This window comes from Butyrivibrio sp. NATIVEDY162, from assembly GCF_045999815.1.
Taxonomy (GTDB): domain Bacteria; phylum Bacillota; class Clostridia; order Lachnospirales; family Lachnospiraceae; genus Butyrivibrio.
Window position 1 is genome coordinate 1,118,121 of the sequence record NZ_CP172573.1, and the last position, 12,872, is coordinate 1,130,992.

Genomic DNA, 12,872 nt, shown 5'->3' on the forward strand with positions numbered 1-12,872 from the left:
CCTCCAATTACTTCTTCTCATCAAAGTCCGCATCTCCGCTTGAACCAACCTGTGACTCGTATACCTCGCGGTAAATTGTATTATTAGCAAGAAGTGCTTCGTGAGTATCAAAGCCATTGATCTTACCATCGTCCATTACTATGATTCTGTCACAGTCCTGAACACTGGAAATACGCTGTGCAATTATGAGCTTTGTAGTGCCGGGTATTTCTTCAGCAAAGGCTTTTCTTATCTTTGCATCAGTAGCTGTATCAACCGCACTCGTTGAATCATCAAGAATAAGGATCTTGGGCTTTTTAAGAAGAGCTCTCGCTATACATAGTCTCTGTCTCTGACCGCCTGATACGTTGGTTCCGCCCTGCTCTATATAAGTATCATAGCCATCAGGCATCTTCTCGATAAACTCATCTGCGCATGCAAGCTCGCAGGCTCTTCTGACCTGTTCATCAGTTGCGTTTTTATCACCCCAGCGAAGGTTCTCATAAATAGTTCCGCTGAAAAGCACATTCTTCTGTAGTACAACCGATACCTGATTTCTCAGTACTTCCATATCGTAGTCTCTTACATCCACTCCGCCTACAGATACGCTTCCGTCATTTACGTCATAAAGTCTGCTTATAAGGTTAACAAGAGACGATTTAGCTGAACCCGTACCACCAATGATTCCAATTGTTTCACCTGATTTGATATCAAGGTTTATGTCCTTAAGCACAGGCTCTTCACTTGCCGTATTGTATGCAAAGCTCACATGATCAAATCTGATGCTTCCATCCTTGACCTCCATAACAGGGTTCTCAGGATTGGCGATGCTGGTCTTTTCATCCATAACCTCAACAATACGCTTCGCACTGGCCTGAGACATTGTGATCATAACGAAAATCATAGAGAGCATCATAAGGCTCATAAGGATATTCATACAATAAGTAAGGAGTGACATCATCGCACCTGTTGTAAGCTCTCCGGACACTATCATATGCGCTCCGAACCAGCTGATAAGCAGGATACAGGTATATACAGTACCAGACATTACAGGTCCGTTCAGTGTTACAACTTTTTCCGCGCGGACGAACATGTCATAAATATTCAGGGCTGCCATTCTGAATTTATCGTTTTCATAATCCTCACGTACATATGCCTTAACCACACGAATTGCAGATACATTTTCCTGTACGCTCTCGTTAAGCTTGTCATATTTCTCAAACACTTCCTTGAAGTATTTTGTAGCCTTGCCCATCATAAAAACAATCACCACCGCAAGGCAAAGAACAGCAACAAGATATATGCTTGCAAGTTTGGGGCTTATAATAAATGACATCACCATCGCAATGATCATTGAAGCAGGAGCTCTCATAGCCATCCTGAGGATCATCTGATAGGAATTCTGAATATTGGTAACATCTGTCGTAAGTCTGGTTACAAGTCCCGAAGATGAGAACTTGTCTATATTTGAAAATGAAAAGGTCTGAATGTTATCAAACATTTTCTTTCGAAGGTTCCTTGCAAGTCCTGTGGAAGCCCTGGAACCAAAAACTGCACCGCCGACTCCGGCTGCAAGTCCAAAGAGTGCAACCACAATCATCATTAAACCGGTTCGGATTATGTATCCCATATCCCCACCGTTGATGCCAAGGTCCACTATTCTTCCCATGAGTACCGGTATGATCATCTCTGCAATGACCTCACCTATCATACATAGGGGCGTAAGTATGCTCGGCAAAGTAAATTCATGTAATTCCCCAAGTATCTTTTTTACCATTTATCCACCTTCCTTGTTTTTTAGTTATAGCTTTCTGATTTTCCTCAGAAAAACAGAACCGAATAGTCGGTCCTGCATCTATCATTATATATTCAAATTGTGTCCAATCTGTTAATCCTTTAAGAACGTACGGACATTGATACCATTTACTTCAATATGATCGTCAACTGCAATCACAAGGCATTGCCTGCCGTCAATAATTCGTGATTCCACAAGGTCTGCTCTGTCAGGATCAACCTTGATCACCACATTGGGAGCAGAGATATCAAACTTTCTGGTATTGGCTATATTCATTGCAAGAAGTGGCTGCTCCTGCTCGCCGATAATTTCCTCATAGTTGTGATCAAAATAATTCATTCTGTCCTCAGGGACACCACTATCAGCAAGAAGATGCTTTACATCCTCCTTGGAAAGCTCGAAGTTAACTTCATCCTCTTCATGATCCTCAAGCATTGTATTCAGATTTTCATGGATGTTTCTCATAACATCATAGTCAGCATCTTCTCCGATGGTCTCCTCAACAAGCGACTGGAAAAGTGTCTTCTGTTCAGGTGCTGACATGGGTGGTCTTCCTCCGAAAAGCGCCTGGATAAATTCAGGCTGGATATCATTTGGCTTTTTGGAGAAATAAAGCATATTGTGAATATCTGCATTGCGCTCTATAAACGCAGGGAATAAAAATCCCTTGGAAGGTCCGTCAACAACCCAGTCGCGATATCTGTCCTCTATCTCATTCGTCTTTTCATTGTAGCAAAGTCCTGCCTTACTGGGAGCTACGGGGCAGATGCTGCAGAGAATGAAGTCGAAAATATTCTCAGAAGCATCCTCCATCTCGATACCATCCCTTGTCATTCCGGGAATATCATAAATAGCATGGACCAAGATGATATAATAGCTCTCTTCCATGAAAAGATTGCCTATAACCTTATCGTAAAATTCATCAATAAGACTATCATCCTCAAGATGAGAGTCTCTTAATCTGAGGAGAAATTCCTGAGTCCCTCCCTCCTGTTCCTCTTCAAGTGGAAATTCAAGATTTATAAGACTTTTCCCAAATACACCTGACAATGTGTGCTTAAAGATATCGAGATACTTAAACATCTCTTCTTCAGGTATGCTTCCAAAAGCCTTTTTCGATACAAGCTTCTTATTAAGCTCCCCATCAACATAACACCCGCAGATGTGATCTATCGTACATCTATCGGGTGTGAATTGTTTCCTTATTTCTAAAACTTCTGCTTTATTCATGTGCTCTTACTGATTACTCCCCCGAGTAATATCAATCCTTTGCTATAAATTTATCACACATCTCGCGAGCAAACTGAACAGGATAGAGCTGTACCATAACTGAATCAATAAGATTTTCAATAGTCATTTTAAACGCAATTTTTACGAAATTATCGTATCCCGTCTCAAAACTCTTCTCAAAAATCTTGACGCTGTCAACGTCAATTCTGTTAACTACAGGTGTGCTGATATCAGTGGGAACACTAAGCATCATGGAAAGAGATGTAGCAGCAGCTCCCATCATCTGGTTCATAGCCTCAGAAGCAGCGGACAAATGAAGGTCGGAAATCTCACAAGACGTATTGGTTCCATCGCCGCCCATCATGAGGTCTGTCATCACCTTGACATCATTTTCCTTAAGAATCAGGACATTATTACCTGTAAGTCCCTTAACATAATGTATCTGGACAAAAATACAGGTTTTCTCATAATCATCAAGAGATTCACTCCTCTTGATAATCTTCACGTTAGGAGTTGTGATATCAACCTTTTTGTTGACCATCATACTAAGAGTCGTTGCTGAATTGCCCATACTGATATTGGCAATTTCTCCTAAAGTGTCTAACTGTTCGCTTGTAAGTACCTGATCCATAAGAACCCCTCGCTCCTTGTATAATCAGTTTTCTATAAATTACTTCTGTCCAAGTAATATCTCGCCAGACATCACGGATATACTACTATTTTATGCTATTAGCGAATGAGTGTAAAGTTTGTTTAGGGGTAGGATTTCTTAATTTTCTATAATATTTTTGAGTTCTAAAAGTGAACCGATTTTCTTATAATAGAGCCCTTTTATCTCATCTTCGTCATCATTCTGGTCAGGAATATATATTGTTTTAATGCCTGCCGATGAAGCAGAACGCACACCGTTTGGGGCATCCTCAACTGCAAGGCAGTTCTCCTTGGGAACTCCTACCTTATCGGCTGCATACAGATAAATATCCGGCTTTGGTTTTCCTTCTTTTACCATGGTTGCACAGCAGATTTTATCAAAATATTCAAAAAGCCCCACCTTCTTAAGATATCTCTCGGTGCGCTCTTCGTCAGTGGCAGTAGCAGTTGATATGAGTATTCCTCTGTCCTTTAAATAAGATAAGATTTCTTTCGCTCCGGGCTTTAAACTTATGCCTTCTTTTTTAATAATATCCTCAAAAAGTTTCTTTCTATACTCTCTTGCTTCGTGATAATCAAAATCATCGCCATACCACTCCCTGAATTTCTCAGGGGCAAACGGTCTGCCAAGACTACGCAACTGCAATGCCTGTTGCCTTGTCATCTTATATCCAAAGTGTTCAATTGTCTGAGGCCAGACTATCTGGTAAATTCGCTCAGTATCGATCAGTGTTCCGTCCAAATCAAAAAGTACCGCTTTAACCATAATTCCACACCTCTTTTACCTTTAATAAAAATACCTTAACACGAATAACGTGATTTTTTACAATTTTTTTTGATTAATTTTGTTTATTAATAATTTCTTAACGTGATTGTTTGTGATTGACTTTGATTATTCATGATGATATCCTTAACTCAGATGGTGATCACTGCTTCAAATAATCATACCCAAAAGCCGCCATCATCAAATTTTCAGGGAGAAATCCATATGCTAACAGAGGAAAGAAGATCCGCAATCGTATCTTATATAGAAGAACACAAACACGTAACGGTTCAGGAGCTCGTAGATGCACTTGATTCATCTGCAGCCACCATCAGACGCGATCTTAATGCACTTCATGCAGAGCACAGGATACTCAAGGTTTTCGGAGGAGCCACGTCTCTTAGTGTCAAGGATGTAAACACAGTTGAGCCATCCGTTGCTGAGAAAATTCAGAAGAATACTGAGGAAAAGGATATCATATCCGAGTACGCCGCTTCACTGATACAGGACAATGACTTTGTATATATAGATTCCGGCACAACTACTCTTCATCTGATCGATCATATTACAAATAAAAACGCAAAATACATTACCAACGGTATTGTACATGCCAAGAGACTCCTGGAGAGAGGTCTTTCAACTATGATCATCGGAGGGCGGATCAAGCCTGTGACAGAAGCTGTTATCGGCCCCGACTGCGTGGAGGCGCTTAGTAAATTCCATTTTACAAAAGCTTTCATGGGAACGAACGGTGTGTCGGTTCAGGCTGGATTTACCACTCCCGATGTAGATGAGGCTCTTGTCAAGGCAGAAGCCATAAAGCACACCTACCTCTCCTACATCCTGGCAGACCATACTAAATTCGGCGTAGTGAGCTCAGTCACCTTTTCAGATCTGAGAAGCTGCTGCATCATCACCGATGCAGAGCCTGCCAAAAAGTACAAAGACCAAACGATCATAAAGGCTGTTGAATAGGAGGTAAACATGATTTACACAGTAACTTTTAATCCGGCCATAGACTACATCGTCCGCATGGACAAGCCTCTGGATCCCGGCATGACAAACAGGTCCGTTTCGGAGGACTGCTTCTTTGGCGGAAAAGGAATCAACGTTTCTACCATATTGAAGAACCTCGGAATCGAGAACACTGCTCTTGGATTTGCCGCAGGCTTCACCGGAGAAGCAATTGTCCAGGACGTAAAAAGAAAAGGCATCCTTGCAGATTTCATAATGCTGGATGGAGGCATTTCAAGAATCAACGTTAAGATCAAATCTGAGCAGGAAACAGAGATAAATGCTCAGGGACCTGCCATCAGCGAGGCAGCTTATAACGAGCTTTTAACAAAGCTGGATGCATTAAAGGAAGGCGACATGCTGATACTTGCAGGCAGCATTCCCAGTACTCTTCCCAGCAATGTATATGAGATCATTTTAGACAGATTACAGGATAAAGGCGTCATATTCGTAGTTGATGCCACCAAGGATCTTCTTATGAACGTCCTTAAATATCATCCTTTCCTTATAAAACCTAACAATCACGAGCTTGGAGAAATGTTCGGAACAGTTCTGAAAACCGATGACGAGATTGAAGCGCATGCCAAAAAGCTTCAGGAAATGGGTGCAAGAAACGTCCTCATCTCCATGGCAGGTGACGGTGCAATGCTCATCACAGAGGACGGACAGAGATTCCGCGTTGGAGTTCCAAAAGGAACAGTAAAGAACTCTGTAGGAGCAGGCGATTCAATGGTTGCAGGCTTCGTTGCAGGTTATATGAAAACCAAAGACTATCAGGTAGCTCTGAATATGGGTACAGCAGCAGGAAGTGCTACCGCTTTTTCAGACGATCTCGCAACAGGCGAGCTTATCAACAGTATTTACGAAACATTATAAAAGTTTCGTCAATATAGAACAAAAAAACGTATTGGGGAGTCCTCAATATCAATGCTACGGCATAGAAAGGGAGAATAATGAAAATCAAAGATCTTTTAAGCAAAGATGGGGTTAACTTAAATCAGACCGCTGCAGATCAGAATGCTGCAATTGATTTGATGGTAGCGCTTCACGACAAAGTTGGTAACCTTAATGACAAGGCTGCATTTAAGGCAGCTATCGAAGCTAGAGAAGCTAAGGGTTCAACCGCGGTAGGTATGGGGATTGCCGTTCCGCACGCTAAGACTTCAGCCGTTAAGAAGGCAGGTCTTGTAGCTATCACAGTTCCTTCAGGTGTAGATTACAAGTCACTTGATAATCTTCCCAGCAAGCTTCTGTTCATGATTGCTGCTCCTGACGGCGCTGCAGATACTCACCTTGAAGTATTGTCAAAGCTGATGACAATGCTCATGGATCAGAATTTCACAAAGTCACTTATCGATGCAAAAACTCCCGAAGAGTTCATCGACATCATCGACAAGCAGGAAGACGCTCGTGACAAGAAGAGTGCTCCCGCAGAGGCAGCTCCTGCTTCCGCTTCTGCTCCTGCAAAGTCAAATCTTAAGTTTCTTGGCGTAACAGCCTGCCCTACAGGTATCGCTCATACATATATGGCAGCTGAGGCTCTTGAGCAGTGCGCAAAGGATCACGGAATCTCAATGAAGGTTGAGACAGATGGTTCTGGCGGTGCCAAGAACGTTCTTACAGCATCCGAAATCGCTGAAGCAGATGTTATTATCATTGCAGCAGATAAGAATGTTGAGATGGCACGTTTTGATGGCAAGAAGGTGATCAAAGCTTCCACGGCAGATGCCATTCATCACTCAAGCGACCTTATCGACCGTGCTACTTCAGGAAATGTCCCTGTTTATAAGCACACAGGAAGTGTTGCTTCCGCTGATTCATCTTTCGATAATGAGAGTGCAGGAAGAAAGGCATATAAGCACCTTATGAACGGTGTATCTCACATGCTTCCGTTTGTAATCGGCGGCGGTATCCTTATCGCTATCGCATTCCTGCTTGATGACTATTCAATCGATCCCAGCAACTTCGGTTCTAACAAGCCTGTAGCTGCATGGTTTAAGTCAATAGGTGGTACAGCATTCGGATTCATGCTTCCAATCCTCGCCGGATTTATTGCTCAGAGTATAGCTGACAGACCCGGTCTTGCAGTTGGTTTCGTAGGTGGTGCTCTTGCTGCTTCAGGTGCTACATTTGCAGCTCCCGGCGGCGACATTCCTTCAGCATTCCTTGGTGCTCTTGTAGCAGGTTTCGCAGCAGGTTATATCGTACTTGCTATCAGAAAGCTCACAGACGGTCTTCCGGCTGCACTTGAAGGTATCAAGCCCGTACTTATCTACCCGTTATGCGGTATCCTTGTGATTGGTCTTGTAATGTGCGCTATCAACCCTCTTGTAGGTGCTCTTAACGCATGGATCACAAACGTACTTAACGGTATGAGCAGCGGCTCAATCGTTATCCTCGGTGCAATCCTTGGTGGAATGATGGCAACAGATATGGGTGGTCCTCTTAACAAGGCTGCTTATGTATTCGGTACAGCTGCTCTTGCAACAGCAAGCCAGAATGATCAGACAGGCTGGATGATCATGGCAGCAGTAATGGTTGGCGGTATGACTCCTCCGATCGCTATCGCAATTGCAACACTTATCTTCAAGAACAAGTTCACAGAGAACGAGAGAAAGTCAGGTCCCGTTAACTTTATCATGGGTCTGTGCTTCATCACAGAGGGTGCTATCCCGTTTGCAGCTGCCGATCCTCTTCATGTAATACCTTCTCTTATGGTTGGTTCAGCTGTAGCAGGCGCAATGTCAATGGCATTCAAGTGCACACTTATGGCTCCTCACGGTGGAATCTTCGTATTCCCTGTAGTTGGAAATGTAGCTATGTATCTTGTAGCACTTCTCGTTGGCTCACTGGTATCAGCAGTACTTCTTGGAATCTTAAAGAAGAATGTTGAAGCATAATATATTTTTTGATTAGTTGTTTTGGGGAGCACAGCTGTATTATGCAGCTGTGCATTACCCGTTTTATGGCAAATAAATTTATGCGGATTTTTTAGACGATCAGTTCTTAATCTCAGCTAAATTTTAATTTTTTATATATGAAAGGAAACAATAAAAATGGTATCAAAAAACATTACAGTAAAAAATGAACAGGGCATGCACATGCGTCCCGCTTCTCTTCTTTCACAGAAAGCTACACCTTTTGACAGTAACATCAAGATTCTCTTCAACGGCAACAGCTATGACTGCAAGAGCGTTATGTTCCTTATGAGCGCTTGCATCAAGTGCGGTTCTGAAATCGAGCTTCAGTGTGAAGGTCCCGACGAAGAGAAGGCTCTCGCAGAGCTCTCTGAGTTCATCGAATCAGGAATGGGTGACTAAGTAACCTCTCTGTGCGAGAGCATAACTACTAAAAAATACAATGGAGGATATGCATGTACAAAGGAATAGCCGCATCAAGAGGAATCGGCATAGGCAGCATCTGCCGCATAATTGAACATGATCTGTCTTTTGAAGCAAAGCAGATTACTGATACAACTGCTGAAAAAGACCGTTTTCACAAAGCAATCTCCGACTTCGTAGAAGAAACCAATGCTATGGCTGAGGATGTCAGAAAACGTATTGGACCCAAAGAAGCTGAAATTCTTCAGGGCCACGCTGTTATGATATCTGACCCTGCCATGTCCGGGGAAATGGATAAGATGATCGATTCCGGTCAGTGTGCAGAGACAGCACTCACGGCTGTTTGCGATATGTTTATCGGAATGTTTTCACAGATGGAGGATGAGATGATGAAGCAGCGCGCTTCTGATATCTCTGATGTCAAGGTGAGCGTTCTTAAAAAGCTTCTTGGAATCGAAGACATTGATATCAGCAAGGTAGCTCCCGGGACAGTTCTGGTGTGCAAGGATCTTACTCCTTCCATGACATCCCAGATTGTGAAAGAAAATGTAACCGGCATCATCACAGAAATCGGTGGAAAGACTTCACACTCTGCTATCCTTGCAAGAGCTCTTGAGATTCCCGCAGTCCTCTCCGTTCCCGGAATTGTGGACGCAGTAAAGGACAAAGATACAGCTATTATTGATGGAACAGAAGGTGATGTATACATCAATCCGGATGGAGATGTTCTTTCAAAATACATGCTTAAACGGGAAGAATTCATCAGAAAACAATCGGAGCTTAAAACCTTTATCGGCAAAGAAACAGTAAATGCTGATGGTACAAAGCTTGAGCTCTTCTGCAATATCGGTACTCCCAAGGATGCCAAAAAGGCTATGGAATGTGACGGCGAAGGAATTGGTCTGTTCAGATCTGAATTTCTTTTCATGGATAACACTCATCTCCCTACTGAGGATGAGCAGTTTGAAGCATATAAAGAAGCCGTGCAGACCATGGACGGCAGATGTGTCATAATCCGTACACTTGATATCGGTGGCGATAAGGATATTCCTTATCTCGGACTCGAAAAAGAAGAAAATCCTTTCCTTGGTTACAGAGCTGTCCGTTATTGTCTCGGCAACGAAGAGATATACAAGACTCAGCTTCGTGCTATCGTAAGAGCCAGTGCTTTTGGAAAAGTAAAGATCATGGTACCTCTCGTAACAACAGTCGACGAGGTTAGAAGCGTTAAGAAGCTTGTAAATGCCATTAAGGAAGACTTAAAGAGCGAAGGTGTAGCATATGATGAAAACATCGCAGTAGGCTGCATGGTAGAGACAGCATCCGCATCTCTTATCGCAGATCTTCTTGCAAAGGAAGCTGACTTCTTCTCAATAGGAACTAATGACCTTACTCAGTACACCATGAGTGTTGACAGAGGAAACCCCAAGGTTGCATACCTTTACTCCTCATTCCAGCCTTCAGTGCTGCGCTCCATCAAGTACATTATCGAGTGTGGTAAAAAGGCAGGAATACCTGTTGGTATGTGCGGTGAAGCCGCTGCAGATCCTCTTATGATCCCGCTTCTTATGTCCTTTGGACTTGATGAATACAGTGTAAATCCTGTGCTTGTTCTCACAGCCCGCTGCATCATCTCAAAATGGTCCAAAGCTGAGGCAGATGCCCTCACCGAAAAGGTAATGGCAATGGCAACCGAATCTGAAATCGTAGCTGCTCTTAAGGAAGCTGCGAAGGAATAAAATCATAAAAAAGCAATTTTCTATAATACAGAAAAGCAGCAAATGTCTTATTTAAAAGGCATTTGCTGCTTTTTTAGCAAAGAATGTATATCACTCAGTTACTGTTACAGAAACCTCTTTTGACAAGCCATTCTGGCAACATACATATACATCACATGTGCCCGGGCTTAAGCCTGTGATTTTACCGTTCTTATCTACTGCTACTATCTCCGGCATATCCGATATGTAGCGGAATCTTCTGGCATGCCTCTCACTAAGAGACTTCTTTTTCTTATCCTCATAAATGATCTTAGCATTTATTCTTGTGCTCTCTCCCACCTTGACTGTAAGGCTCTTGGCAGAGAGCTTAAGCTTCTTCGGATTTGTATACTTACAGTTTTTTCCTGCAAAATGACAGCTTAGAGTCTTTCCTATTCGATTACCATTACTGTCATAAGCAACAAGGTACATCTTGTAATTTTTCTTCTGGTTGATTTTCTTACCCCTGATAGAAGTTATTGTAACCTTCCTGCTTCTTGTGGTCTTTGTTGGCTTACTTGTGTATTTTGTACCACAGTATGCTACATATACATCAACCTTACCAACATCGCGGATTTTGTTCCATTTGACGATAATCTTATCATTGGTCTGCTTTATCGTTATATGCGGCTTGAATACTTCCTCTTCCTCATCCGAGTAGGTGATGGCATAGGTTGAAAAATCATATATAGTGGCATTTATCTTGTCAGTAGTCGAGCTTCCGTGAATTCTAAGTACTCCGTTATGTATGCTTATAAGGTAAAATGTCCTCTTTTTTGCTGTTGTAAGCAGGTTATTAGGCACACTGACTATAGCCTTTATGTTCCTGCCATTAAGCTCTGTAATTCGTCTCTTATAGCCTCTTCCGAGTTGAAAGAACATGGAAAAATCCAGATACATTCCGACTTTTCCATCGCTAAGGATTGCTGCCTCCTCTTCGATGCGTTTCTTGTCATTTGCTGTCACTGTGTTATCAATATTTGTGATCTCGAGCCATAATCTCCCGTTAGCACCCTGGCTTATTTCATTTTTTTCTTCTTCCGTGGCCAGGTCCCAGGCAACCTCTTCTGTCAGCCCGTTCACCTTCATCTCTGGAGTGTTCTCTTTTTTCTCGATATCCACTTCCATGTCTCCGGAATTATCTTCAGGCTCAGGGGTAGGTGTTGGAGTTGGAGTAGGTGTTGGTGTGGGCGTTGGCTCAGGGTCAGGTTCGGGATCCGGGGTTGGGTCTGCCTGCTGTTCCTTCACTGTCACAGTAGCTGCATTACTACTCTCTGACAAGCTTGATGTTGATATCGTATTTGTAACAACACACTTATAATAATAATTGCCAACAGCCATTGTTTCCGGACTTGGTATGATATAATCCTTACTTGTTGCTCCGGTTATAGCGTTAGAATTGCCAGGTGCAAAATCGGAAGTATTCCCCTTATGCCACTGATAAGATAGTGTTCCAAGATTGTCTGCTGTGGCAGTAACAGAAAGTGTTCGCTGAGTGCTGTCACCTTCAAACCATTCAAGATCATTAAGTCCTGTTATTTTAGGTTTACTTACAGTTTCAATATTTCCGGCTGAATCAACGAGGAGATTTTTGAGAAATTGAATTGCAGCATTCTTCCCCTCATTCGTCGAGGGTGATAACCAATTCACATCCGAAATCGCTGTTATATGGCCTCTTCCTGCTTCTTGATCAACTGCTAATACATTGTCATATTTATCTTTCATTAGCCATACTGCACTATCGCTAGTGCTTTCTATATGTGCATAAGCACTGGGATAAATATTTTCACACCCCTTTGTCAAACCTGGTTTATCATTATTCATATTCATCTGATGTTCTGCACTATCTGTGGATGTGATAGTAAAATTCGCTTTCAAAGCTCCAGCAAGCTCACTTAATGCCATGTTAAAACCAGGATAACCAGAATTGTTTTCTCCATTCATCACAACTCTTCCCCCGGAATTAACAAAATCCTCTAACAATGGTTTATTATTTAGCAAATTAGGCTTATTCCCCCCTGAAACCGGATAAATATAAATTAAATCCACGCCTTTAATATCATCAGATGTTAAATTCAGTTGACCATTTTTTTCTATCACAGATGAACCTGTGATACTTTTAAAGTAATTCTTCAAATTTGTTAAATACGTATTCGTCACACTTACAGGAGCCCACACAAGCACCTTATATGACTTCTCAGCCTCTGCCCTTATTACTATCCCCGGCAAGGCATCACTAAACAATCCTGCCGCGACAATTAGCGCAAGCAAGATTCCCAGAAGTCTTTTCTTTATTGATAATCCATGTTTCATAAGAGTTCCTCTCTATAAAAGCTACTACA

General features: G+C 42.3%; 10 protein-coding genes. 5 read left to right on the forward strand and 5 right to left on the reverse strand.

Annotated elements, in window-relative coordinates; translation table 11 throughout:
* Positions 1 to 7 precede the first annotated feature (7 nt).
* From ACHCNF_RS04565 to ACHCNF_RS04580, 4 genes are all read right to left on the reverse strand, one after another.
* Complete coding sequence (locus ACHCNF_RS04565; protein ID WP_408071609.1) at positions 8 to 1,756, reverse strand: ABC transporter ATP-binding protein; 1,749 nt, start codon at positions 1,754 to 1,756, stop codon at positions 8 to 10.
* 111 nt (positions 1,757 to 1,867) lie between these two features.
* Positions 1,868 to 3,004: a DUF4317 domain-containing protein gene (locus ACHCNF_RS04570; RefSeq protein WP_408071610.1), complete on the reverse strand. Its 1,137-nt coding sequence runs from the start codon at positions 3,002 to 3,004 to the stop codon at positions 1,868 to 1,870.
* Positions 3,005 to 3,035: 31 nt separating this feature from the next.
* A complete protein-coding gene (fliY, locus tag ACHCNF_RS04575) occupies positions 3,036 to 3,635 on the reverse strand; it encodes a flagellar motor switch phosphatase FliY (RefSeq protein ID WP_408071611.1) in 600 nt (199 codons plus the stop codon).
* A gap of 138 nt (positions 3,636 to 3,773) precedes the next feature.
* Positions 3,774 to 4,421, reverse strand: a complete 648-nt coding sequence (locus tag ACHCNF_RS04580; protein WP_408071612.1) for an HAD family hydrolase — start codon at positions 4,419 to 4,421, stop codon at positions 3,774 to 3,776.
* Positions 4,422 to 4,643: 222 nt separating this feature from the next.
* On the opposite strand from ACHCNF_RS04580, the gene ACHCNF_RS04585 reads away from it, so the two are divergent.
* From ACHCNF_RS04585 to ptsP, 5 genes are all read left to right on the forward strand, one after another.
* A complete protein-coding gene (locus ACHCNF_RS04585; RefSeq protein WP_408071613.1) occupies positions 4,644 to 5,393 on the forward strand; it encodes a DeoR/GlpR family DNA-binding transcription regulator in 750 nt (249 codons plus the stop codon).
* A gap of 9 nt (positions 5,394 to 5,402) precedes the next feature.
* A complete protein-coding gene (gene pfkB, locus ACHCNF_RS04590) occupies positions 5,403 to 6,308 on the forward strand; it encodes a 1-phosphofructokinase (RefSeq protein WP_408071614.1) in 906 nt (301 codons plus the stop codon).
* A 77-nt stretch (positions 6,309 to 6,385) separates the two neighbouring features.
* Positions 6,386 to 8,332 carry a PTS fructose transporter subunit IIABC gene (locus ACHCNF_RS04595; RefSeq protein ID WP_408071615.1) on the forward strand — a complete coding sequence of 649 codons (1,947 nt, stop codon included), beginning with the start codon at positions 6,386 to 6,388 and terminating at the stop codon, positions 8,330 to 8,332.
* A 156-nt stretch (positions 8,333 to 8,488) separates the two neighbouring features.
* A complete protein-coding gene (locus ACHCNF_RS04600) occupies positions 8,489 to 8,752 on the forward strand; it encodes an HPr family phosphocarrier protein (protein ID WP_408071616.1) in 264 nt (87 codons plus the stop codon).
* A 53-nt stretch (positions 8,753 to 8,805) separates the two neighbouring features.
* Positions 8,806 to 10,512: a phosphoenolpyruvate--protein phosphotransferase gene (ptsP, locus tag ACHCNF_RS04605; protein ID WP_408071617.1), complete on the forward strand. Its 1,707-nt coding sequence runs from the start codon at positions 8,806 to 8,808 to the stop codon at positions 10,510 to 10,512.
* 90 nt (positions 10,513 to 10,602) lie between these two features.
* Here the strand turns inward: ptsP and ACHCNF_RS04610 are convergent, their stop codons facing one another.
* On the reverse strand, positions 10,603 to 12,843 hold the full coding sequence (locus tag ACHCNF_RS04610; RefSeq protein ID WP_408071618.1) for an Ig-like domain-containing protein: 2,241 nt from the start codon (positions 12,841 to 12,843) through the stop codon (positions 10,603 to 10,605).
* Between the last annotated feature and the right edge of the window lie 29 nt (positions 12,844 to 12,872).